This is a genomic window from Thioclava sp. NG1, from assembly GCF_003122275.1.
GTDB lineage: Bacteria > Pseudomonadota > Alphaproteobacteria > Rhodobacterales > Rhodobacteraceae > Thioclava > Thioclava nitratireducens.
Window position 1 is genome coordinate 42,553 of the sequence record NZ_QFBB01000005.1, and the last position, 22,556, is coordinate 65,108.

Annotated in this window: 24 protein-coding genes; 15 read left to right on the plus strand and 9 right to left on the minus strand. The window is 65.4% G+C overall.

Annotation, left to right across the window (positions count from 1 at the left end; all coding sequences use genetic code 11):
- Positions 1 to 18: 18 nt before the first annotated feature.
- Positions 19 to 1,263 carry an MFS transporter gene (locus DEM26_RS10830; protein ID WP_109172390.1) on the plus strand — a complete coding sequence of 415 codons (1,245 nt, stop codon included), beginning with the start codon at positions 19 to 21 and terminating at the stop codon, positions 1,261 to 1,263.
- Positions 1,264 to 1,308: 45 nt separating this feature from the next.
- Here DEM26_RS10830 and DEM26_RS10835 read toward each other — a convergent pair whose 3' ends face one another.
- A complete protein-coding gene (locus DEM26_RS10835; RefSeq protein WP_109172391.1) occupies positions 1,309 to 3,042 on the minus strand; it encodes an AMP-binding protein in 1,734 nt (577 codons plus the stop codon).
- A 238-nt stretch (positions 3,043 to 3,280) separates the two neighbouring features.
- Here DEM26_RS10835 and DEM26_RS10840 point away from each other — a divergent pair, with 238 nt between their 5' ends.
- The 4 genes from DEM26_RS10840 to DEM26_RS10855 all read left to right on the plus strand — a co-directional run bounded on the left by DEM26_RS10840 (position 3,281) and on the right by DEM26_RS10855 (position 6,982).
- Positions 3,281 to 3,589: a hypothetical protein gene (locus DEM26_RS10840; protein WP_233243080.1), complete on the plus strand. Its 309-nt coding sequence runs from the start codon at positions 3,281 to 3,283 to the stop codon at positions 3,587 to 3,589.
- Positions 3,590 to 3,775: 186 nt separating this feature from the next.
- Complete coding sequence (locus DEM26_RS10845) at positions 3,776 to 4,699, plus strand: histone deacetylase family protein (protein ID WP_075774663.1); 924 nt, start codon at positions 3,776 to 3,778, stop codon at positions 4,697 to 4,699.
- An 83-nt stretch (positions 4,700 to 4,782) separates the two neighbouring features.
- Entirely contained in the window at positions 4,783 to 5,772 is a 990-nt protein-coding gene (locus DEM26_RS10850) for an MBL fold metallo-hydrolase (RefSeq protein WP_109172392.1), read from the plus strand.
- A gap of 115 nt (positions 5,773 to 5,887) precedes the next feature.
- Positions 5,888 to 6,982, plus strand: a complete 1,095-nt coding sequence (locus DEM26_RS10855; RefSeq protein WP_109172393.1) for a site-2 protease family protein — start codon at positions 5,888 to 5,890, stop codon at positions 6,980 to 6,982.
- A gap of 21 nt (positions 6,983 to 7,003) precedes the next feature.
- Here DEM26_RS10855 and DEM26_RS10860 read toward each other — a convergent pair whose 3' ends face one another.
- Together DEM26_RS10860 and DEM26_RS10865 are read right to left on the minus strand one after the other, a co-directional pair.
- Positions 7,004 to 7,744, minus strand: a complete 741-nt coding sequence (locus tag DEM26_RS10860) for a sulfite exporter TauE/SafE family protein (protein ID WP_199224661.1) — start codon at positions 7,742 to 7,744, stop codon at positions 7,004 to 7,006.
- A gap of 4 nt (positions 7,745 to 7,748) precedes the next feature.
- Positions 7,749 to 8,414: a TetR/AcrR family transcriptional regulator gene (locus DEM26_RS10865; RefSeq protein ID WP_199224662.1), complete on the minus strand. Its 666-nt coding sequence runs from the start codon at positions 8,412 to 8,414 to the stop codon at positions 7,749 to 7,751.
- A 64-nt stretch (positions 8,415 to 8,478) separates the two neighbouring features.
- On the opposite strand from DEM26_RS10865, the gene DEM26_RS10870 reads away from it, so the two are divergent.
- The 6 genes from DEM26_RS10870 to DEM26_RS10895 all read left to right on the plus strand — a co-directional run bounded on the left by DEM26_RS10870 (position 8,479) and on the right by DEM26_RS10895 (position 13,872).
- Complete coding sequence (locus tag DEM26_RS10870; RefSeq protein ID WP_109172395.1) at positions 8,479 to 9,798, plus strand: flavin-containing monooxygenase; 1,320 nt, start codon at positions 8,479 to 8,481, stop codon at positions 9,796 to 9,798.
- Positions 9,795 to 10,697 (plus strand): bile acid:sodium symporter family protein, encoded by a 903-nt coding sequence (locus tag DEM26_RS10875; protein WP_109172396.1) that lies wholly within the window; start codon positions 9,795 to 9,797, stop codon positions 10,695 to 10,697. The genes DEM26_RS10870 and DEM26_RS10875 overlap by 4 nt, the downstream gene beginning before the upstream one ends.
- Positions 10,694 to 11,632, plus strand: coding sequence for an SDR family oxidoreductase (locus tag DEM26_RS10880; protein ID WP_088718791.1), 939 nt, complete (start codon positions 10,694 to 10,696; stop codon positions 11,630 to 11,632). Before DEM26_RS10875 ends, DEM26_RS10880 begins: the two co-directional genes overlap by 4 nt.
- A complete protein-coding gene (locus DEM26_RS10885; RefSeq protein ID WP_109172397.1) occupies positions 11,629 to 12,399 on the plus strand; it encodes an SDR family NAD(P)-dependent oxidoreductase in 771 nt (256 codons plus the stop codon). Before DEM26_RS10880 ends, DEM26_RS10885 begins: the two co-directional genes overlap by 4 nt.
- A gap of 163 nt (positions 12,400 to 12,562) precedes the next feature.
- Positions 12,563 to 13,624 carry a permease gene (locus tag DEM26_RS10890; protein WP_199224663.1) on the plus strand — a complete coding sequence of 354 codons (1,062 nt, stop codon included), beginning with the start codon at positions 12,563 to 12,565 and terminating at the stop codon, positions 13,622 to 13,624.
- An 11-nt stretch (positions 13,625 to 13,635) separates the two neighbouring features.
- Complete coding sequence (locus tag DEM26_RS10895) at positions 13,636 to 13,872, plus strand: thioredoxin family protein (RefSeq protein WP_109172399.1); 237 nt, start codon at positions 13,636 to 13,638, stop codon at positions 13,870 to 13,872.
- Between the two features lie 84 nt (positions 13,873 to 13,956).
- On the opposite strand, the gene DEM26_RS10900 is transcribed toward DEM26_RS10895, so the two are convergent.
- The 6 genes from DEM26_RS10900 to DEM26_RS10925 all read right to left on the minus strand — a co-directional run bounded on the left by DEM26_RS10900 (position 13,957) and on the right by DEM26_RS10925 (position 19,578).
- A complete protein-coding gene (locus DEM26_RS10900) occupies positions 13,957 to 15,027 on the minus strand; it encodes a TRAP transporter substrate-binding protein (RefSeq protein ID WP_109172400.1) in 1,071 nt (356 codons plus the stop codon).
- A gap of 30 nt (positions 15,028 to 15,057) precedes the next feature.
- Positions 15,058 to 16,347, minus strand: a complete 1,290-nt coding sequence (locus tag DEM26_RS10905) for a TRAP transporter large permease (protein WP_075774653.1) — start codon at positions 16,345 to 16,347, stop codon at positions 15,058 to 15,060.
- A complete protein-coding gene (locus DEM26_RS10910; protein ID WP_088718796.1) occupies positions 16,347 to 16,934 on the minus strand; it encodes a TRAP transporter small permease in 588 nt (195 codons plus the stop codon). Before DEM26_RS10910 ends, DEM26_RS10905 begins: the two co-directional genes overlap by 1 nt.
- Before the next feature lie 81 nt (positions 16,935 to 17,015).
- Positions 17,016 to 17,537, minus strand: a complete 522-nt coding sequence (locus DEM26_RS10915; protein ID WP_369907789.1) for a flavin reductase family protein — start codon at positions 17,535 to 17,537, stop codon at positions 17,016 to 17,018.
- A complete protein-coding gene (locus DEM26_RS10920) occupies positions 17,534 to 18,424 on the minus strand; it encodes an aldo/keto reductase (RefSeq protein ID WP_109172401.1) in 891 nt (296 codons plus the stop codon). Before DEM26_RS10920 ends, DEM26_RS10915 begins: the two co-directional genes overlap by 4 nt.
- Complete coding sequence (locus DEM26_RS10925; protein WP_075774650.1) at positions 18,424 to 19,578, minus strand: LLM class flavin-dependent oxidoreductase; 1,155 nt, start codon at positions 19,576 to 19,578, stop codon at positions 18,424 to 18,426. Before DEM26_RS10925 ends, DEM26_RS10920 begins: the two co-directional genes overlap by 1 nt.
- Before the next feature lie 92 nt (positions 19,579 to 19,670).
- Between DEM26_RS10925 and DEM26_RS10930 the strand changes: the two genes are divergently transcribed.
- From DEM26_RS10930 to DEM26_RS10940, 4 genes are all read left to right on the plus strand, one after another.
- Positions 19,671 to 20,387, plus strand: a complete 717-nt coding sequence (locus tag DEM26_RS10930) for a GntR family transcriptional regulator (RefSeq protein WP_109172402.1) — start codon at positions 19,671 to 19,673, stop codon at positions 20,385 to 20,387.
- Between the two features lie 10 nt (positions 20,388 to 20,397).
- Complete coding sequence (locus DEM26_RS10935) at positions 20,398 to 21,522, plus strand: Gfo/Idh/MocA family protein (RefSeq protein ID WP_109172403.1); 1,125 nt, start codon at positions 20,398 to 20,400, stop codon at positions 21,520 to 21,522.
- Between the two features lie 40 nt (positions 21,523 to 21,562).
- On the plus strand, positions 21,563 to 21,739 hold the full coding sequence (locus tag DEM26_RS20385; RefSeq protein ID WP_158275115.1) for a hypothetical protein: 177 nt from the start codon (positions 21,563 to 21,565) through the stop codon (positions 21,737 to 21,739).
- A gap of 111 nt (positions 21,740 to 21,850) precedes the next feature.
- Entirely contained in the window at positions 21,851 to 22,546 is a 696-nt protein-coding gene (locus DEM26_RS10940; RefSeq protein ID WP_075774648.1) for an SDR family NAD(P)-dependent oxidoreductase, read from the plus strand.
- Positions 22,547 to 22,556 lie beyond the last annotated feature (10 nt).

Genomic DNA, 22,556 nt, shown 5'->3' on the forward strand with positions numbered 1-22,556 from the left:
GGCGCTTGCAGGAGGCACATGACGGACGACACGCAAGAGGCAATGGAAACCCCGACAGGTAAACGCGGGCGCGGATTGCCGATGGGCATCTGGGCGCTGGGGTTCGTGTCGCTTTTCATGGATGTCTCCTCCGAGATGATCCATGCGCTGCTGCCGGTCTACCTGATGACCGGACTTGGCGCGACGGCGCTGGCGGTGGGTGTGATCGAAGGGATCGCCGAAGCCACCGCCGCGATCACCAAGGTCTTTTCTGGGGCGCTGTCGGACCGGATCGGGCGGCGCAAGGAGCTGGCCGCGCTCGGCTACGGGCTGGCGGCTGTGACGAAACCGATCTTTCCGCTCGCGCCGACCTTCGACTGGCTTGTGGCCGCGCGCTTCATCGACCGGGTGGGCAAAGGCATCCGGGGCGCCCCGCGCGATGCGCTGATCGCCGACCTTGCGCCGGGCAAGATGCGCGGCGCGGCCTTCGGGCTTCGGCAATCGCTCGACACGGTGGGCGCCTTCCTCGGGCCGCTCGCCGCGATCGGGCTGATGTGGCTGTTCTCGGACGATTTCCGCTCGGTCTTCTGGGTCGCGGTGATCCCGGCTTTCCTGTCGCTCGGGCTGATCCTGTTCGTGGTGAAAGAGCCCGCCCATCCCCGCGCGCAGCGGCAGGTGCGCAACCCCCTCGCCCGGTCAGAGCTCAAGCTCTTGGGTAACGTGTTCTGGTGGGTCGTGGTCGTCGCGACGCTGTTCACGCTCGCCCGGTTCAGCGAGGCCTTCCTGATCCTGCGCGCCAATGACGACGGCATCCCGGTGATGCTGGTGCCGCTGGTTCTGGTGGGGATGAACGCGGTCTATGCGCTGATCGCCTATCCGGTCGGGGCGCTTTCCGACCAGGTCGGTCGTGTCGGGCTGCTACTGGTCGGGCTGGGGCTGTTGATCGCGGCGGACCTGACGCTCGCGCTGGTCGGCGGGATCGGCGGTCTTGCGATCGGTGTGCTCCTGTGGGGAATGCATATGGGCTTCACACAGGGGCTGCTGGCCGCGCTGGTGGCCGAAGCCGTCCCGGCAGAGTTGCGCGGCACCGCCTTTGGCATGTTCAACCTCGTCACCGGCGTGGCGCTGCTGATCGCCAGCGTGATCGCAGGGGCGCTATGGGAGTTCGGCGGCGCGCAATGGACCTTCCTCGCGGGCGCGAGCTTCGCGACGACGGCGGTGCTGGGCCTGCTGCCGCTGCGCAGCCGGCTCAACGGGACGCACAAGCCCAAGACCTTAGGCTGACGCAGAAATTGCGCCGCGCGGAAGACGCGCGGCGCTTTCGTCAGATCAGGCAGTTTCCTCGACCGCGAGCCCCAGCTCCTCGATCATTGCATCGCGCATGACGAATTTCTGCGGCTTGCCGGAAACCGTCAGCGGCAGGCTCTCCTTGAACCGGATCACCGCCGGAATCTTGAAATGCGCGATCTCGTCGCGGCAGAACTCGCGGATAGCCTCCTCGGTCAACTCGGCGCCATTGCGCGGCACGATCCATGCGGCGACGATCTCGCCCAGCCGGTGATCCGGGATGCCGAAGACCTGCGCCTGACTGATATCGGGATGGGTGTAGAGGAACTCCTCGACCTCCCGCGGATAGACGTTCTCGCCGCCCCGCAGGATCATGTCCTTCACCCGTCCGGTGATGTTGCAATAGCCCTCGCTGTCGATCCGGGCGAGATCGCCCGTATGCATCCAGCCATCCGCATCGAGCGCGTCATTCGTGCGCTCGGGCTCGCCCCAATAGCCGCACATCACCGAGTAGCCGCGCGTCAGCAGCTCGCCCTGCTCGCCCACATTGGCGAGCGAGCCATCCTCGCGCACGATCTTCACCTCGAGATGCGGCTGCACCTGACCCACCGAGGACACACGTTTTTCCAAGGGTGTATCGGTGGCCGACTGGAACGAGACCGGGGCGGTCTCGGTCATCCCGTAGGCGATCGTCACTTCCGACATGTGCATCTTCGATTGCACCTGCTTCATCACCTCGATCGGACAGGGTGCGCCCGCCATGATGCCGGTGCGCAGCGACGAAAGGTCATGGTTCGCGAAATCGGGATGCTCCAGCATCGCGACGAACATGGTCGGCACGCCGTAAAGTGCGGTGCAGCGTTCGGCCGCGACGCATGCCAGCGTGACGGGCGCGTCGAAGCCTTCGCTCGGCACGACGATAGCCGCGCCCTTGGTGACGCAGCCCAGCGTGCCCATCACCATCCCGAAGCAATGGTAGAACGGCACCGGGATGCAGACGCGGTCCTGTTCGGTCGCCAGCATCGCGCGGGTCACGAAATGCGCGTTGTTGACGATATTGCGATGCGTCAGGGTCGCGCCTTTCGGCGATCCGGTGGTGCCGGAGGTGAACTGGATGTTGATCGGCTCGTTCGGGTCGAGATGTTCGGTGACAGCGTCGAGCGCGCCTTGGTCCTGCGCCGCGCCCATCGCCTCGACATCCGAGAAGCGATGACAGCCGGCATGCTGGGTCTCTCCCAGAGTGATGATGTCGCGCAGATCGGGCAGTTTCATGGTTTCCAGCTGACCGGGCTCACTCTTCGCAAGCTCCGGCAGCAGGCGCTGGATCATCGACAGGTAATCCGAGCTCTTGAAGGTCTCGGCCAGCACCAGCGCCCGGCAGCCGGTCTTGCGCAGCGCAAATTCCAGCTCGTGCAGGCGATAGGCCGGGTTGATGTTCACGAGGATCACCCCGATCCGCGCCGTCGCGAACTGCGTCAGCAGCCATTCCGAACGGTTGGGCGACCAGATACCGAGCCGATCGCCATGCCGAAGCCCGAGCGCGAGCAGCCCCGAGGCGAGCCGGTCGACCCGCTGCGCGAACTCCGCCCAGGTCCAGCGAATGCCTTCCGAGGTGAAGATGGCGCCGTCGCGATCGGGCCAACGCTCGACAGTGCGCTTGAGCACGGCCGGGATCGTATCCTCGATCAGCGGGGTATCGGTCGGCCCGGCTACATGGGCCAGACCACGTTTCGGCACCACGCCGAGATCTGAGTGCGGGTTGCTCTCGCTTTGCATGACTTCCTCCTCTGGCTCCCCATCGCCGGCACATTCGGCCGATGATCCTCCTTGGGGCGCTCACATTAAATGAACGATGGTTCATTTAATGCAACCCTAAACCGCAGAAACAAGAAAATCATGCTGCGCTCGCGAAACCGTGTTCGAGGCGATCGCGCCGTCGGAGCCCTGCAAAACCTGACGACTCGCGGCATTTCTGCTATGGTTGGAAGTGGTCTAATCTTCTGAGGGAGGAGCGATGATGCGACCGGAACTCATGACACGCCGCCGCGCATTGCGTCTCGCGTTCGAGCGTTACATCGAGGCGGACAAGGCGTGGCGCGACGCGCTCGTGGGCTTGAACGACTGGTTTCCGCGCAGCGCGAACCGTCGTCCGGGGTTGATCGGAAATCCGGGTTCGCCGATCCGACGGCTTTACGATGCGCGCAGCCGGGCGCTGCTGCGCCTAGAAGTCACGCAGGTCAAACTGGCCACTGCGAAACGACGACTGGCAGAGCGCCGTGCGCGCGAGTTGCCGCCCGTGTTTCTGATCGGGCCGCCCTGCTGAGCAAGGGCGACGCACTCGCAGATTTCACCCGACAGGACGGCGGCGGCACGTGTCCTCCGTCCGGGGGTGCTTGTCATTTCCAAAACTCTGACGCAGCTTCGCAACGGGCAGCACCGTTCGAGCGACGGCGCGGCGCGGGTCGCGACTCGCCGATAGGCCCCCGATACGACCTTTCTGGAGAGCTTCATGCGCACGTTCGTCACGATCACCCACGAGGATTGCCTCGCTCACGACACCGGGCCCACCCATCGCGAGCGGCCGTGGCGCCTCGAGACGGTGCGCGGCCTGATCGACGAGATGGAGCTGCCGGTCATCGAGGCGCGCGAGGCGAGCGACGAGGATCTCCTGCTGGGCCACGACGCGGCTTATCTTGAAGCGCTCGAAGAGGTCTTCGCGCGTGAGGAGCATGCAGATCTCGATTCGGACACGCATGTTTCGCCGGGCTCGCGCCGTGCGAGCCGCCTGGGCGCGGGCGGGGCCTTGCAGGCCGTCGATCTCGTTCTCACGGGCGAGGCCGAGCGCGTGTTCGTCGCGACTCGCCCGCCCGGGCACCACGCAACGCGGACGCGGGCGATGGGGTTCTGCATCTACGGCAATACCGGGCTTGCGGCGCTGCATGCGCTCGAACGTCACGGCCTGTCGCGCGTCGCGGTGCTCGATTTCGACGTGCATCACGGCAACGGTACGCAGGATATCCTTTGGGACGAGCCGCGCAGCCTGTTCATCTCGTCGCATCAGGAGCCCAAGTCGCTCTGGCCCGGCACCGGGGCGCGGTCGGAGACGGGCGCGCATGACAACGTGCTCAACCTGCCGCTCGCCAGTGGCAGCGGCGCGTCCGAGATGAAGGTCGCCTGGGAGGACGGGCTTGCCCGGTTGGAGGCCTTCAATCCGGATTTGATCATCGTATCCGCCGGGTTCGACGCGCATCGCGAGGACGACATCTCGGGCCTGCTCTGGACCGCCGGGGATTACTGGTGGCTGACGAGCGCGATCCGCGGCGTCGCGCGCCGTTGCTGCGACGGACGCTTGGTTTCCTGCCTGGAAGGCGGCTACAACCCGACCGCGCTCGCGGAAGGCGCAGCCGCGCATCTCGAGGCGCTTGCGCAGTGATCGCCGGGGCGCGCTCATATCAGGGGCGCGACAGGCGATGCCCGGTCCGCTCAGTTTCCGCGAAAACCTGAAGCAGGCACGAAATGGCACGTAACCGCTATTACACCGGCCCGGTCAGCGACCATTTCGACGGCGAGCGTTTTCACCCGCATGGCCAGCCGTCCACGGATCGCTCCTTTCGCGACATCCTCAAATGGCGGCGCGAAGGGCAGCGCGCCCGGTGGCCCAAGCACGTCCCCATTGAGCCGAGCGTGCCGCCCGAGCGCAGCGACGCGGCGCGGCTCACCATGGTCGGCCATGCCTCGGTTCTCATTCAGGTCGCAGGGCTCAACCTGCTGACCGATCCGGTCTGGTCGGACCGCGCGAGCCCGCTGCGCTTTGCCGGGCCTAGGCGCGTCACCGCGCCCGGGATCGCCTTCGACCACCTTCCGCCCATCGACGCGGTCCTGATCAGCCATAACCATTACGACCATCTCGACACCGTCACTTTGCGCAAACTGCACAAACGCCACCGTCCACGGATGGTGATGCCGCTAGGGACCGATGCGACGGTGCGAAAGGCGGTACGCGGGGCGCGGATCGAGACCGGCGATTGGCACGACCGCATCGCGCTGACCCCAGAGATCTCGGTCACGCTGACGCCCGCGAACCACTGGTCGGCACGGGGCCTCGGCGACCGGCGCATGGCTCTCTGGAGCGGCTTCTGGATCGACACGCCGCAGAGCCGGATCTGGTTCGCGGGCGATACCGGCTATGGCGACGGGGCGATTTTTCGCGACATCCGCGCCCGGCACGGTGCGCCGGACATCGCGGTGATCCCGATCGGAGCCTATGAGCCGCGCTGGTTCATGCAGCCCCAGCATGTCGCGCCCGAAGAGGCCGTGCGCATCTTCACCGATATCGGCCCCGCCCAAGCGCTCGGCTGTCACTGGGGCACGTTCCAGCTGACCGACGAGCCGCGCGAGGAGCCGCCCACCCTGCTCGGTCAAAGCCTCGCGGCCTCCGGGATCGCGGTAGACCGGTTCCGAGCCTTCGCGCCCGGCGAGGTCTATCTGGCACCCTCGACAGGGTAACTGCGTCGCACCTTCTTGTGGTGACGCAATCGAGCGGTCAAATTGAGGGCAGCGGGAATTCGGCTGTGCCGTCCCCTTCCCCGGGACGATCACGCGGCGGAAAGAGAGGGTTGAGATGAGCTGGTCCTATTCACTCGGCAAGATCGGCGGCACTGTGCTCAGGGTCCATGTCACCTTCGTTCTGCTGATCATCTGGATCACCGCCACCGCCTGGGCGGCGGAGGGGCCGCAGGCGGCGCTGGTCAACATGCTCTTCATCCTGTCGGTCTTCGCCTGCGTCGTGCTCCATGAATTCGGCCATGCGACGATGGCGGCGCGGTTCGGCGTACGAACGCCCGACATCACGCTTCTGCCGATCGGCGGCCTCGCGCGGCTGGAGCGGATTCCGGAAAATCCCAAGCAGGAAATTCTGATCGCCGTGGCGGGGCCCGCGGTCAATGTCGTGATCTTCCTGATCCTGACGATCTTCCTCGGCGGTCGCGGCTGGCTCAGCGATCTGCAATCGCTCGACAATCCCGCGCAAAGTTTCTGGGGCCGGCTTGCGCTGGTCAACGCGCTTCTCGTCGCGTTCAACCTGATCCCGGCCTTCCCGATGGATGGCGGGCGGGTCTTCCGAGCGGCTCTCGCGCTGTTCATGGACCGGGTGAAAGCGACGCAGGTCGCAGCCCGAACCGGGCAGGTCATCGCCGTGCTCTTCGCCTATTGGGGTCTGACGAGCGGCAACCCAATCCTCGTGCTGATCGCGGTGTTCATCTTCTTCGCGGCGGGATCGGAAAGCTCCGACGCGGCGATGCGCGGTCTGGCCCATCGGGCGGCGGCGCGCGACGCCGTCATCACCTCCTTCGTGTCGCTGACACCGGAAGATACGATCGACACCGCCGCGCAGGCGATCCTGCACAGCTCGCAATCGGAGTTTCCCGTGCTCTCGCCCGAAGGACAGATCCTCGGCTTCGTCACCCGCGAGAGCGTGCTGGCCCGGCCCGATCCCGAGTTCCGCCAGACACCGGTCTCCGAGATCATGTTCCGCGATGTGCCGGTCGTGTCGCTGAAGACCGGGATGGACGACGTGCTCGACGCCTTCGCGCGGCAGCGCATCCCGGCGGTGGCGGTGGTGGGGGCGAACGGCAATTTCGTGGGCTTCATCAACCGCGAGAATATCGGCGAATGGTTCATCCTCGCCCGCGCCCCTAGCGTGCGGCGCGGAAGGTAAGCCCGAAAGCGGCGCCCTGCTCTAGAGATAGACCGACAAGCCTCGCCAGCCCGCAAGCACAGCCGAAATCGCCATGACCACGATGGCTATCGTCCGGTACTGAGCGTTGTCGAGCCGCGCGAAGGCCGTAGTGCCCGCCCATGTGCCGAGCGCCAGCGCGGGCACCGAAACCAGCGTCAGCCAGAGCGCATCGCCATTCACGGCCCCCGCAAGGATCAGCCCGGGCGTTGCCAACAGCGAGGCCACGAAGAAGAATAGCAGCAACGAGGCCCGCGTCTGCATCGCCGTGGTGCCTGCCCCGAGGTAATAGGCCACTGCGGGCGGCCCCGGCATCGCCGCGAGCCCGGAAAACGCGCCCGAGGCGACGCCCGCCAGCAGCGCGAGCCCGCCATGGGGATGCGGGCGCGCAGGCTTGTAGCGCAACAGCAGCATCAGCCCCGCGAGTACGGCGAGCGCGATCATCACCCGCGCGGCATCGGCGCTGACCGCGCTGAGCGCGAAAATCCCGACCGGCGTACCCACAATCGCGCCCAGCGACAGCCGCGCAAGCGAGGGTTTGTGCACATGCCCGTGAAGCGTGAAAAGATCGCGGCACCCGACCACGACCTGCAGCAGCACCGCCAGCGTCACCGCCTCGATCGGCGGCACAATCAGCGAGACGATCGGCACCACGGCCAGCGCGAAACCGAACCCCGCAATGCCGCGCAGGAACGCCGAGAAGAACACGGCGGTGATGACCAGCAGGGTCGTTGCGCTCAGCATCCGGTCACGTCTCGGCCTGCGCGATCCGCGCTGCACAGCCCGCCGCGCAGAAGGCGACCAGCCCCTCGACCGAGGCTTGCGCATCGGACTGCGAGGCCAGCGCCGCGATCCGCCATTCCGAGGTCAGGAAGGCCAGAAGGGCTGCGACCGAATAGACGAACCCTTCTGCCACCACCGCCCGGCCCACCTTGGGATGCAGCGCGCAGATTTCATCCATGAAACGCTGTGCGGTCGGGTCGAAAAGATCGGTAGAAATATCGGCCCAGGCCGGATCGGCCGAGACCATCGCCACCAGCCGCGCATAGGCCAGCCATTGCGGATCGCTGCCTGCCGCCTTCACCAGATAGGGCCGGAAGAAGCAGCCGAGGATCGCCGTCAGATCGAGCGCCCCCTGCCCCTTTGCCTGCGCCAGAGCCTCCAGACGCAGACGCGCCAGCTCTTCGGCGCGCCGCTCCACCACTTCGCGAAACAGCGCCTCTTTCGAGCCCCCGTGATGGTTCACCAGCCCCAGGGGCACCTCGGCCAGCGCGGCGATGTCGCGCACCTTCGCGCCCTCGAATCCGTCCCGCGCGAACACCGTTTCCGCCGCATCGAGAATCCGTGAACGACTCGCGAGAGAGCGCTTTGACGGCGCTCTAAGCCTTTGTTTCTCGGTCGTCTTTTTCGTCATCAGATCGGGGCTTGCTTATTTTGAACAATGGTTCAATTTAAAAACGTCTGGGAGGAGACGCAAGATGACAGATACGAGGGGCAGGTTCGCCCTGATCGGCGCGGGCCCGATGGGTCTGGCCGCGGCCAAGGTGCTGGGCGAACAAGGGGTAGACTATCAGGGGTTCGAGCTGCACAGCGATGTGGGCGGGCTCTGGGATATCGAGGGCGCGCATTCGACGATGTATGAAAGCGCGCATCTGATTTCCTCGAAGCGGATGACGGAATTCACCGATTTCCCGATGCGCGAGGAGGTGGCGGAATATCCCAGCCACCGCGAGATGGCGCAGTATTTCCGCGATTTCGCCGATCATTTCGACATTCGGCGCCATTACCGCTTCAACGCCAAGGTGACGAAGGTTGAACCGCTGGGCGGCGATGGCGAAGGCTGGCGGGTCGGTTGGCGCGATAGCGAGGGCGAGCATTCTGAGATCTATGCAGGCGTTCTGATCGCCAATGGCACGCTCTCCGAACCGAACATGCCGGAGTTCCCCGGCCAGTTCGACGGCGAGTTGATCCACTCCTCGGCCTATCGCGACCCGTCGCAATTCACCGGCAAGCGCGTGCTCGTCGTGGGCGCGGGCAATTCGGGCTGCGACATCGCGGTGGACGCGATCCATCACGGCAAAAGCTGCGATCTCTCGATGCGGCGCGGCTATTACTTCGTGCCGAAATACGTCTTCGGCAAACCCGCCGACACGCTGGGCGGGGCGATCAAGCTGCCGATGTGGCTCAAGCGCAAGATCGACGGCGCGCTGCTGAAATGGTTCGTCGGCGATCCGCAGAAATACGGGTTTCCCAAGCCCGATTACAAACTCTACGAGAGCCATCCGATCGTGAACTCGCTGGTGCTGTTCCACGCAGGTCACGGCGATCTGAAAGTGCGCGCGGATATCGAAAGGCTCGACGGCAAAACGGTGCACTTCAAGGATGGCGCGCGGGCCGAGTATGACATGATCCTCGCGGCCACCGGCTACAAGCTGCACTACCCCTTCATCGCGCCGGAGCTGCTGAACTGGCAAGGCGACGCACCGCATCTGTACCTTAACGCGATGCACCCCAAGCGCGACGATCTCTTCGTGCTGGGAATGCTCGAGGCGAGCGGGCTTGGCTGGCAGGGCCGTCACGAACAAGCCGAGATGGTGGCGCGCTACATTCGCGGGCTGCGCGAGGGATCGGAGGCCGCGAAGCGCCTGCAGGCAAAGAAGGCCGAGGGGTTCGAGCGTGCGACCGGCGGCATGGCCTATCTCAAGCTCGCGCGGATGGCCTATTACGTGGACAAGGCGACCTATCGCAAGGCGGTCACCGGCTGGATCAAGGCGCTCGGCGGGAAGGCCCCGGCATGACCGGGCTCGACGCGGTCCGGCTGAATTTCAGCCCCGGCGCCCTGCATCTGCTCAACGCGATCCTCGGCATCGTCATGTTCTCGGTCGCGATCGACCTCTCCCCCCGCGATTTCCGCCCGCTGGTGCGCAGGCCCTGGGCGCTGATCGTGGGGTTCACGTCGCAGTTTCTGGTGCTGCCCGCGCTGACCTTCGGGCTGGTGCTGGCGCTGCAGCCCAGCCCGTCGATTGCGCTCGGGCTGATCCTCGTCGCGGCTTGTCCCGGCGGGAATGTCTCGAACTTCTTCACCCATCGGGCGGGCGGGAACACGGCGCTGTCGGTCTCGCTGACCGCCTTCGCCACGGTGGCGGCGATCGTGCTGACGCCGCTCAATATCGCGTTCTGGGGCAGCCTTTACGCCCCGACGCGCGCGCTGCTGCACGAGACCCATATCGACCCGGTGAGCGTGGCGATCACCGTGGGTATCATGCTGCTTTTGCCGCTGATCGCCGGGATCGCGCTGAACCATTACCGCTACGATCTGACGACCCGCATTCGCGATCCGCTGAAATGGGTGTCGATGGCGATTTTCGTGGCTTTCGTGGCGCTCTCGCTCAGCGCCAACTGGCAGTATTTCGTGCAATTCGTCGGGCTGATCGCAGGGATGGTGGTGCTGCACAACGCACTGGCCTTCGCGGGCGGCTATGGCACCGCGACGCTGGCGCGGCTTTCGCCCTTCGACCGGCGCGCGATCACTATCGAGACGGGTATCCAGAATTCAGGTCTCGGCCTCGTGCTGATATTCGCCTTCTTCGGAGGTTTGGGCGGCATGGCAATCGTCGCGGCTTTCTGGGGCATCTGGCACATCATCGCGGGCTTCGCGATCTCGACATTCATGAGACGAAAGGAGGCCGCGCGATGACCCGGATCCTGATTACCGGTGCGGGCGGCATGATCGGCCGCGTGCTGACCGCTGAACTCGCCGAAAGTGGCCATGAGGTCATCGCGACCGATCTGGCATGCCCCGACAACTTGCCCGAAGCCGTGCGCTTCGTGGCGATGGACGTCACCACCGACGCCCCCTGCAAGGTCATCGCGCGCGAACGGCCAGAGGTGATCGTGCATCTCGCCTCCATCGTGACGCCCGGTCCCGGCATGGGGCGCGAGCTCGCCTACCGCGTCGATGTGGAGGGCACGCGCAAGGTGCTCGCGGCTGCGCTTTCGGTCGGCGTGCGGCGACTTGTCGTGACTTCGTCGGGCGCGGCCTATGGCTATCACGCCGACAACCCCGTGCCGCTGCGCGAAAGCGATCCGGTGCGCGGCAATCCCGAGTTCGCCTATGCCGATCACAAGCGGCAGGTCGAGGAGATGCTGGCCGAAGCGCGCGCCACCCACCCTGCCCTCGAGCAGGTCGTGCTGCGGGTCGGAACGGTTCTTGGGAAGGGCACCGACAACCAGATCACCGCGCTGTTTCGCAAGCCGCGCCTGCTCGCGATCCGGGGTTGCGAGAGCCCTTTCGTCTTCATCTGGACCCGCGATCTGGCGCGCATCCTTATACGTGCCGCGACCGATGGCCCGCCTGGCATCTTCAACGTCGCGGGAGACGGCGCACTGGGCGTCACCGACCTCGCAAGACGTCTGGGCAAACCGGTGCGCCGCCTGCCCGCGCTCGGCATCAAGGCCGCGCTCGCCATCGCCCATCCGCTGGGCCTGAGCCGCTACGGGCCCGAACAGGTGCGCTTTCTGCAATACCGCCCCGTCCTCGCGAACGACGCATTGAAGGAAGTCTTCGGCTACACGCCAGAGCTGACCAGCGCCGAAGTCTTTGACCTCTGGGCGCGCGAGGCGGGGTTATGAGCGCGCGCGTCGCGGTAATCTCGGGCGGCGCCGGGGGGCTTGGGCAGGCGCTCTCGGCGGGGCTGCGCGCCGAGGGCTGGCAGGTCGTGCTGCTCGACCGGGATATCTCGGGCCTTACCGCCGCGCCGAATGAAGAGGCCATCGCCTGCGATCTGACCGATCCGGCGCAACTGGAGACAGCCTGCGAGGACATCCGCGCACGTCACCCCCGGATCGAGCTCGCGATCTACAACGCGGGCGTCACCCAGATCGGGCCGTTCTCCGAGCTGAGCGAGGCCGCACATCGCAAGGTCTTCGAAATCAACTATTTCGCGGCAACCGCGATGGCGCGGCATTTCCTCGAACCGCTGCGGGAAAGCCACGGCACGCATCTGGCGATTTCTTCGGTGGCGGGATTCTCGCCGCTCTATCACCGCACCGCCTATGCCGCGTCGAAACATGCGTTGGAAGGGTTCTTCAAATCGTTGCGTTCGGAGGAGGCCCCTCACGGCGTGCGCGTGCAGATCGCAGCCCCCTCCTTCGTGGCGACAAATCTAGAGCGGGCCGAGCGGCAATCCGACGGCATCGCACGTCCCGGAGCGGCTGCGGACGGGGTGGATTACATGACGCCCGAGGCTGCCGCGCAGGTGATCCTCGCCGGGCTGAAGCGCAACCGCCCGATGATCCCGGTAGGCCGCGTCGCGCGGCTCGCGTGGTGGATCAACCGCGCCTCGCCCGGGCTGTTCCAGCGGCTCATGGAGCGTAACATCGCGCGCGATCCTTCCTGACTTCCGCAGCCGCGACCTTTCGCAGCAGGACATGAGAAATTGCGCCCAACTTGATCGAGCGCATTGAAGCGACCCGTGCCCCCGGCGCTAATCTGCCCGTGATGAGGCACCGGGTCGCGTTTTGCGGCCCCCCTCACCGAACGAGCTTCAAGGGGAACGCGACATGAGTGTGACACAGCATGAAACCCCGCATGGCGGGATGCCCGGCTGGGCGTGGAGCGTGGTCGTCGCGGCAGGCCTCGTCGCGTGGTGGGGGATCTACCGCCAGCTCCCGGCCCTCTCCGAATGGATCGTCTCGTTCCTGCCGGTCACTCGCGACACGCATACTGGCGAGGCGCTGGCCTTCTTCTTCTACGACGTCCCGAAAGTGATGATGCTGCTAACGCTGATCGTCTTCGCGATGGGGGTCGTGCGCAGCTTCTTCAGTCCGGAAAAAACCCGCGCGCTTCTCTCGGGCAAGCGCGAGGGCGTCGGCAACGTGATGGCGGCGGGCTTGGGCGTCTTGACGCCGTTCTGCTCATGCTCGGCGGTGCCGCTCTTCATCGGCTTCGTCTCCGCGGGCATTCCGCTGGGCGTCACCTTTTCGTTCCTGATCGCAGCCCCGATGGTCAACGAAGTGGCGCTGATCCTGCTCATCGGCCTCGTCGGCTGGCCCGTGGCGCTGGTCTATCTCGGCTTCGGCCTCGCCATCGCGATCGTCGCGGGCTGGGTGATCGGCAGGCTCCATGTCGAGGGCTGGCTGCAGGACTGGGTGCGCGACATCCATTCCGGCGCGACCACGCCGGGCGCGGTCGAGAGCGACGATCTGAGTATGACGGACCGCTATCGCCTTGGCCTCGAGGCGGTGCGCGAGATCTTCTCCAGGGTCTGGATCTGGATCATCATCGGTATCGCTATGGGCGCTCTGATCCACGGCTATGTGCCGCAAGACCTGATGGTGCGTATCATGGGTTCGGGCACGTGGTGGTCGGTGCCCGCGGCGGTGCTGATGGGCGTACCGATGTACACCAACGCCGCTGGCGTCATCCCGATCGTCGAGGCGCTTCTGGGCAAGGGCGCGGCGCTCGGCACGGTTCTGGCCTTCATGATGTCGGTGATCGCGCTGTCGATGCCCGAGATGATCATCCTGCGTCAGGTCCTGAAACTGCGCCTGATCGCGGTCTTCATCGGGGTCGTCGCCAGCGGGATCCTTGCCGTCGGCTTCCTGTTCAACGCATTGTTCTAAGGAGAAAAGATATGAAGGATGTCAAGGTTTACGGCCCCGGCTGCAAGCGCTGCGAAAAGACCGAGGAGATAGTCAAGGAAGCGGCCGCCAAGCTCGGCATCGAGGTGTCGGTCGAGAAGGTTACCGACCCCCGCGCGATCGCCATGGCAGGCGTGATGTCGACCCCCGGCGTCTCGGTCGACGGGAAGCTGGTGCATACGGGCGGCCTGCCGGATAGCGGCAAGCTCGAGCGGTGGCTATCGGCCTGAGCGAACCCTACCCCACCGAAAGTTAGCCAAAAAGAAGACCCCGCGCCGGGTGGCGCGGGGTCTCTCATTTCAAAGCGCGAAGGCTCAGTTCAGTTCGCTCGCGCGCTCGGCATCGACCGTCTTCGAAGCCTCGTCGACCGCGGATTGCAGGTCGTCGAACACTTCGCCACCGTTCTGGACGTTCTCCTTGAACCAGCCATAGACCGGCTGCGCCGCATCCTGGAACTGCTTCTTCTGCTCGGGCGTCGGCACGTAGATCTCGCCGCCGTCCTTCTTGAACTCCTCATAGGCGGCGATCGACTTGCGCTTCGGCGAAGCGAAGGTCGCCTGCTGGAGCGCCGCGAACCCGTCCACGATCACGCGCTGCATGTCGGGCGACATGTCCTTGAACTTCTGGTTGTTCATCCACCACAGCGCCGCCATGTAGGCATGCCCGTCGAGCGTGACGTATTTCAGCCCGGCCTCGGGGAATTTCATGTTCATGATGTCGGTGATGCCGTTCTTGGTGCCGTCCACGACGCCGGTCTGCAGCGCGGTGAACAGTTCCGGCCACGGGATCGGGGTCGGCGAGGCACCCATCGCTTTCACCAGCTCCTGCGGCAGGTCCGCGACGATGGTGCGGATTTTCATGCCTTTCAGATCCTCGGGCGTTTTCACCGTGTGCTTGGTGTTGGCGAAGTTGCGCCAGCCGCCGGTGTTTCCGATCGTCATCAGGCGGATCATGTTGTCGCTGTCCGCCAGCGCCATCTTGCGCAGCTGCGAGGTGAAGTCGGTATGGGTCAGCACCTCTTCGGCAACCCGGTCGTTCGGCATCAGATACGGCAGGTCGAGCACCTGCACATAGGGGAAGATCCCCGCAGCCCCGCCGGAGGTCGAGATGTAGATGTCGAGCGAGCCATCCGCGATGCCCTGCAGACACTCTGCCCCGTTCGAGCACAGCTGCGTGCCGATGAAGAGGTCGACCTTGATCTTCCCGTTCGAGGCGTTCTCGACATAGTTCTTGAACACGACGAGACCGTCGTAATCCTCGTCATTCGTGTTCGAGTTGGCGACCGCGCGCAGCGTGATCGTATCGTCCTGAGCTTGTGCGGCCATGCCGAGCCCCGAGGCCAGAACGGCCCCCAGCGCAAGCGATTTCACGAAAGTTCTGAGCATCATTTCCTCCCTATATGCTTCAGTATCGTTTTAGTTGGCGAACCCCGTCAGACGGGGAATGGTCATCGAAATCGCGGGGAAGTAGGTGATCAGGAAGATCACGGCCACTTCGACCGCGAGGAACGGCAGGATCGCGCGGGCGATGGTCTCCACCCGTTCCTTCGACACCGCGGCGGCCACGAACAGCACCAGCCCCATCGGCGGCGTGGCGAGCCCCACGGTCAGGTTCACGCTCATGATGATCGCGAAATGAATCGGATCGACCCCGAGCCCGGTGAAAATCGGCGCGAGGATCGGCCCCAGCACGATGATCGCGGGGCCCGCGTCGAGGAACATCCCGACGATGAACAGCAGGATGTTGATCAGGAACAGCAGGATCAGCGGGTTCTGCGACAGGCCGAGGATGAACTCCGCCAGCGCTTCGGGGGCGTGCGACAGGCTGACGACCGTCTTGAACGCCATCGCCGCGCCCACGAGCAGCAGCACCACCGAGGACGTCAGCCCCGCCCGCATCAGGATATGCGGCAGGTCGCTCCAGCGCAGCGTGCGCAGGATGAAGAGGCCGACGATCAGCGCGTAGGCCACGGCGATCGCGGCGGCCTCGGTCGGGGTGAAGACGCCGCCCAAGATACCGCCCAGAATGATGACCGGCGTCATCAGCGGGAAGAAGGCGCGCAAACTCGCCTGTCCCCGCTCGGGCCATGTGTGTTTCTTCGAGGCGGGCGGAAACCCGTGTTTGTTGGCCATGAACTTGACCATCACCATCAGCCCGACACCGACCAGAACGCCAGGCACGATCCCCGCAAGGAAAAGCGCCGCGACCGACTGGCCCATCACATAGGCATAGATGATCATGATGCCCGAAGGCGGGATGATCGGCCCGATCACCGAACTGGCCGCGGTGATCGCAGCGGCGAATTTACGGGTGTAGCCCTGCTGCTCCATCGCCGGGATCAGCATCGAGCCCAGCGCGGACGTATCGGCCACTGCCGAGCCCGAAAGCCCCGCGAACAGCATCGAGGACAGGATATTCACATGCGCGAGGCCGCCGCGGAGATGGCCCATCATCGCCTCGGAGAACTCCACCAGACGGCGCGTGATGCCGCCCGAGTTCATCATCTCGCCGGCGAGCATGAAGAACGGGATGGCAAGCAGCGGGAAGCTGTCCATCCCGTTGTAGAGGTTGCGGTAAAGCAGCGCGAAGTCGCGCTCCTGCCCGTTCAGGAGCAGCATCGCGCCCGGGGCCGCGAGCAGCGCGAAGAAGATCGGGAAGCCGATCAGGATCAGGACGAGGAAAAGCGGAAGGAACCAGACCAGCATCACTCTGCCCCTCCAGCGATCGCGAGCACGGGCGGCAGCGGGTCGTCTCCGGTGCGCAGGGCCAGTAGGTTGCGCAGAATCAGCTCGATATTGACCAGCACCAGAAGCGCGAAGCCCACCACGAGCGAGGCCATCATCCAGCTGCGCGGCACACGGATCCAGGCGTCGAAGGTCAGGCTGTCGGGCACCCAGAGAGAGGCGGTCGCGAATTTGCCGCCAAAGCCGGTGATCCCGTCCCAGCCGAGTTTCAGCGCCGCGACCGAGACCATCAGCGAGAACACCAGAAGCACCAGCGTCAGGCCGCGCGCGACCAGCTTCGGCAGCATCGCCGCGAGCATGTCGATCGCCACGAACCCGCCCGAGCGGAAGGCCGAGGGCGCCATCAGCCCCCCCATCCAGAGCATGCAGAACCGCGCCGCCTCGTCAGGCCAGGGCAGCGCGTTGTTGAGCACGTAGCGAAACCAGATCTGGATCAGGATCGCGATGACCATCGCCGCCACGGCGACGACGCCCGCCCAGCGTCCGATCGCGAGCAGGATGTCGTTCAGCCGGACCAGCGGCCTGGCCAGGATTGTCAGCAGGGTCATGCGCGCGTTTCCTCCCTCGCGATCCCTTGAAGGCCCGGCGCCGCGCTCCTCCTGCGCGGCCCGGGCCGTATATGTGCCGTCTCAGTTCATCTCGATGCGCCGCACCTGGCCGCGGTAGAAGGCCAGCGCATCGCCATCGTCACGCATCACCGCGCGCTCGACCTGACCCAGCACCAGCAGGTGGTCGCCGCCCTCATGACAGGCCACGCGGTGACATTCGAACCGCGCGAGGCAACCGTCGATCAGCGGCACGCCGTGATCGTTCAGGTGATAGGCGTGGTCGAGCAGCGCGTGGGCGTTCTTCGTAGTCGCAAAGCAGAGATCGTCCTGATCGGCGGCGAGCACGTGGATCGCGTAATGCTCGGCCTTCTCGAAATGCACGAAACGTCGCGAATTGCGGTCCGGGGCCCAGATCACCAGCGGAGGATCGAGCGAGACCGAAGAGAAACTGTTCGCCGTAATCGCGACCGGGCCATTCTCGCTGGCGGCGGTCACGATGGTGATGCCTGTCGCAAACCGCCCGAAGGCGTCGCGCAGCAGGCGGGTGTTCTCGGGGCCCGGCACGAAGGTGCGCGGGGTAAACTGGCGGGTGGCGTTCATCATGGGACCTCCTGACCGAGTCCGGCCTCGTAGAGGCGGAACCACGTCTCCCTGTCGATCTGAACCTTCAAAGCATCGGAGAGCTTCGCGATGCGCTCGAGATTGTTGGTGCCCATCACCGGGATGATCCGCGCCGGATGTGCAAGCAGGAAAGCGGTCGCGACAGCTGCGCGATCGACGCCCTGCGCCTGCGCGATCTCGTCGAGCACCGCCTGCACCGGGCCCTCGCCTGTCATCAGCGCGCCGCCACCCAGCGGCGACCATGCCATCGGGGGTTGGGACTGACGCTGGTGGAAGGCCAGGTCGCCATTGGTGAAGGGCGCGAGGCAGCCGAGGCTGATCTCGATCTGGTTGGTCACGAGCGGCGTCTTCATCGCCGATTGCAGCAGTTCCCAGTCCCAGGGGCGGAAGTTCGACACGCCCACCGCACGCACCTTGCCCGAGGCTACGAGATCATCGAGCACAGCGCCTGTCTCGTGATGATCCATCAGCGGATCGGGGCGGTGGATCAGCAGCAGATCGATCCGGTCGGTGGCAAGCTCCCGCAGCGAGGTCTCGACCGAGGCTTCGATATGCGCGCGCGAGGTATCGTAATGCTTCACCTTGCGGTGGGAATGACGCCCCGCCGAGACGATGATGTCGCATTTCGTGACGATTTCCATCTGATCGCGCAGCGACGGGTCCTCGCGCATCGCCGCGCCGAAGATGCCCTCCGCCGTGTAGCCGCCATAGATGTCGGCATGGTCGAAGGTGGTGATCCCCTGCTCCAGACAGGCGTCGATCTTGGCGCGCACATGGGCGGGCGAGGTATCGGTGTCGTCGCCGAGGCGCCACATGCCATAGACGATCCGGCTGAGCGCCACGTCGGAGGTGAGGTCGATCTTTTCCATTAACGGCGTTCCCCTTCTGCGAGCGGTGTTGCGGGCGGTCCCATCGGGACGCGGCCATAGACTTCGGGCAGCGAGACCGTGTCGAGATGCGGCATCACGAGACGGCCGAACTGGCGGGCCTCGTCGATATGCGGATAGCCCGAGAGGATGAAGGCGCGAATGCCCATCTTGCGATATTCCTCGAGCTTCGTGAGCACCTGATCGGCCGAACCCACCAGCGCCGCACCGCAGCCAGAGCGCGCGCGCCCGACCCCGGTCCAGAGGTTCGGCTCGACATAGCCGCTCTCATCCGCGATCTCGCGGTTGCGCGCCTGTTTCGACACGCCAAGCGAGCTTGCATCATGCGCCCGCTCGCGGATCTTGCGACCTTCCTCGTCATCGAGCTTGGAAACCAGCTCCTGTGCGTATTCCTTCGCCTCTGCCTCGGTGTCGCGCACGATCACATGGACCCGCAGCCCGTAATCGAGCACACGGCCATGACGCTCGGCGGCCTCGTTGACGACCTTCATCCGGCCTTCCAGCTCTTCCTTGGTCTCGGGCCACATCAGGTAGACGTCGCAATGCTCTGCGCAAAGCTCGACCGCCGCCGGGGAATAGCCCCCGAAATAAAGTAGCGGGCCGCCCTGCTGATAAGGCTTCGCCGGGTCGGTGGTGAGGCCTTTGAAATTGTAGATCTGACCTTCGTAATTGATCTCGTCGCGGGTCCAGGCCTGTTTGAGGATCTCCACAACCTCGCGCGAGCGCTGGTAGCGGAATTCGCTCTCTTCCTTCTCGCCCGGGAAATCGGATGAGATGATGTTCACCGTCAGACGCCCCTCGAGCATGTGGTCGAGCGTGGCGATGGTCCGCGCCAGCATGATCGGTTGCATCTCCCCGCAGCGCACGGCGGCGAGGAAATTCATCCGGTTCGTGATCTGGCTGGCACCCGCGACGAAGCTCAGCGTGTCTTGGCCCACCTGATAGCTCGACGGGCACAGGATGTTGCGGAACCCCTGCCGCTCGGCTTCGCGCACGATGTCGGAGCAATGCGCCCAGCTGGAGCGCAGATCGCCTTCGGGCTGGCCCAGATAGCGATAATCATCCGAGCAAAGCGCCGAGAACCAGGACACCTCCGCGGCATCGAGATCGGCCGATCTTACCGGCACAACAGTCATGCGTTCCTCCCTCGCGATTCCCGTTCGATTTCCCTTCACTTAGCAGCCGCCTTGATATAGATCAATACTGTATCAATTTTTGGGGCGACCAAGTGACACAGGCAAATCAAGGGGCAGAGCGCACCGGACTGCCGATCTATCAGCAGATTTCCGAGATGCTGATTCGAGATATCGCGGCGGGACGACTCACCGACGGGGAGCGCCTGCCCCCGGAACGGACGATGTCCGCGCAGCTGAAGATCGCGGTGGGGACGTTGCGGCGCGCGCTGGAGGATCTCGAGGAGAAAGGCCTGCTGGAGCGTGTGCAAGGCTCGGGCAATTACATCCGCACCCGCAACCTGCGCGACCATTTCTACTCCATGCTGCGGATCGAACTGCTCTCGGGCGGCGGCTTCCCGAATGCCCGCATCCTCTCGGTCGACGTGATGGACAAGCCCGCCGACCTGCCTGCCTTCGGCACAGCCTCGCGTGCGAGCCGGGTGCGCCGCCTGCGTTTCCTCGATGAGACGCCAGTCGCGGCGGAGGAAATCTGGCTCGACGCCTCGAAGGGCGAGGTGAAAGCCGAGGATCTCGAGGACTCGCTTTACGCCTACTATCAACGCGCGCTCGGTTTCTGGATCGCGAGCGCCGAAGACCGGGTCAGCTTCGCCCCGATGCCGGACTGGGGGCCGTCGGAGCTCGACTGCCGCCCCGGTGAGACCGCTGGCTATATCGAGCGCTTCAGCTGGGCCGACGGGTCTGCCCCGGTCGAATTTTCGCGCACATGGTTCGACACCAGCCGCGCGCATTACGTTCAACGCATGAGATGAGGAGGCTCGGATGAGCGCCACCAAGACGGAACCCGTTCGCTACGGCATGATCGGCTGCGGCATGATGGGACAGGAACACCTGCGCAATATCGCACTGCTCGACGGGGCGGAGGTCGCGGCGATCTTCGAGCCCGACGCAGAGATGGCGCAGGCCGCGCAGACGCTCGCGCCGAGGGCGCAGATGGTGGCCTCGGTGGCGGAGCTTCTGGCGGTGGAGGCGCTCGACTGCCTCGTCATCACCAGCCCGAACTTCCGCCATCTCGAACAGCTCGAAGAAATCGCATCGACACGCCCGCTGCCGGTGCTCGTGGAAAAGCCGCTCTTCACCGCCCCGACCCATGCCGAGCGGCTGCAAGCCTTCCGCGACAACTACCCCGCCCCGGTCTGGGTCGCGATGGAATATCGCTACATGCCGCCGATCGCCGCCTTCCTTGACGAGGCCGAGGCAGCGACGGGCGGGATCACTATGCTCACGGTCCGCGAACACCGCTTCCCCTTCCTGTTCAAGGTCGGCAACTGGAACCGCTTCAATCGCTATACCGGCGGCACCTTCGTCGAGAAATGCTGCCACTTCTTCGACCTGATGCGCCTCGCGCTGAAGTCCGAGCCGGTGCGCGTCATGGCCTCGGCTCCTGCGCCGGTGAACCACGTCTCCGAGGACGGAGCACCCGACATCCTCGACGCGGGCTTCGCGATCGTCGAATTCGAGAACGGCGCGCGGGCGATGCTGGAACTGTGCATGTATGCCGAGGGCGCGCGCTATCAGGAGGAGGTCACCGCCGTCGGGCCCAACGGCAAGATCGAGGCGCTGGTGCCCGGCCCGACCCGCTTCTGGCCCGAGCATCTGGGGCTGCCGCCGGTACCGAAGCTGGTGATCTCGCCGCGCGATCCGAAGGGCCCGGTGGAGCGCGAGTTGCCCGTGCCCGAGGAATTGCTCGCCGCTGGCGATCACAACGGCTCCACCTATCACCAGCATGTCGGCTTCCTCGCTCTCGTGCGCGGAGAGCGCGCAGCACCCGAGGTCACACTGGAAGATGGTTGGGCCGCGGTCGCGATCGGTCAGGCCGTGCAACGCTCGATCGAGACCGGCGAGGCCGTGCACTTCCCTGCGCAGCCTTGGCGCCGCGTGGCCTGAAGACAGAACGGTCAGCCGGGCCTGTACGCAGGGCGTGGGCGTGGCGCTGCTGACGGCGCGCCCGCGACCTGCTGCAGGCAATCCTGCTGACCGATCATCTGACGGTCGCCGCCACTGGCCGGGCCGGCTGCTGGTCTGCTCGATGGCCGGGCTCGCCGATTTCGGGGCCGTCTGCCCGATCGTGATCTGGCGCTCGCATCTTAAACTTTTCGGGTAAGCTGTGGCTGGCGCGGACGCGAGGCCCGGTTTGGGCCCCTGTCGCACCGGACTATGTCATAGGGCATCCGCGGCGCGCGCGGGGACCGAAACCGAGCAAGGAGGACAGGCCATGAGCAAGGCACAGGCGGTGATCATCGGGGTGGGCGACGGGCTTTCCGCCGCCGTGGCGCGGGAGCTTGCGCCCGATTATGACCTGACTCTCGCAGCCCGCAGCACCGTGCGGATGCAGGCGCTGGCCGAGGAAATCGGTGCGCGCACGGTGCAGCTCGACGCGACCGACGAGGCCGCCATCGCGGCGCTGTTCGACGCTCTGCCAGAGCCGCCGCGCGTCGTGGTCTACAACCCCTCGGGACGGGTGCGCGGCCCGGTTGCGGAGCTCGACGCCGAAGAGGTCCGCGCCGCCGTCGAGATCACTGCGATCGGGGCGTTTCTCACCGGCAAACACGCCGCGCGCCGGATGCTGACGGCGGAGCCCGCCGACGGCACTCGCGGCACGATCCTGTTCACCGGAGCGTCCGCCGGGGTGAAAGGATTCGCACGCTCCGCCCCCTTCGCGATGGGCAAATTCGCGCAACGCGGGCTGGCGGAGAGCATGGCGCGAGAGTTGCACCCCAAGGGTATCCATGTCGCCTGGGTGAATATCGACGGAATGATCCTCAACCCCGGTCGCAGCGAGGCGCCGGACGAGCCCGGCTCGATGCTGCGCCCCGAGGCGATCGCGAAGACCTACCGCCAACTGATCGAGCAGGATCGCAGCGCCTGGACAAACGAGATCACGCTGCGCCCCTGGGTCGAGACGTTCTGAGGCGGCAGGC